The 716-nt window shown below is 40.6% G+C and carries 1 protein-coding gene; it reads left to right on the top strand.

The annotated features are described in order from the left end of the window. A partial coding sequence (locus AC1DWA_RS32990) for a hypothetical protein (RefSeq protein WP_477917632.1) occupies nt 1-716 on the top strand: 716 nt, incomplete at both ends.

Here is a 716-nt window from a genome sequence, read left to right as displayed (position 1 = left end):
ATGAAGCAGGGGCTCAATATCGTTTTTATATTGGAGCTGAAAAGAATCAATTAGAAGCGATTAAGTCTAACTTTCATAGTGTCTATCCGAATTTAACGTTTTTCCCTGCGGATAACTTAGAGTTTCCAAATAAAAAAGCAGTTGGAGGACGACTGAAATTAAAAAGCAATAACTTGAAAAAGTCATTGCCACTCTCACGCTATAAGTCAGATCAGTTGCCAGGCATCATTTCACATATGAAAGCTGATACGTGGTTGCAAGTCGGATTTACGCCTAACTATGGATGGAAGCTTCGAAAAGCCATTCAGAAGCTGGAAGAGGACTTGAAAGGGGATAAACCTTTTAAAGATCATTCAGCCTTTGATAAGGAAGAGTTAGCGAGCTTAAAGCATCGTTATTCTGGAAATGAGGTTGCTTTTGATTGTACCGTGTCGATAGCTTCCGAATACTATCCGGGTGTACCGGTTGTCAAAAGTATGGCAAACGCCATTCACTCCGTTTTAAACAATGTGAATGAACTGAAATATAAGAAATGGAAAAAGGCCGTGCAATGGTATCCGACAGGGACGCCTTACAACATGATCTGGACGGGAAGCGAACTTGCAAACCTTCTTCATTTACCGCACTTTGATGAACGAAACTTAATGCAGAAGCTCGCGAAAGAGATACCACATTCGAAACGTGGGGAGGAATTACTTCCAGATCATGTTCTAAGT

It is taken from the genome of Rhodococcus sp. P4_F3_2 (assembly GCF_056401335.1).
The sequence above is the reverse complement of the archived record's forward strand: the minus strand, read 5'-3'. Positions and strand labels throughout refer to the sequence as shown.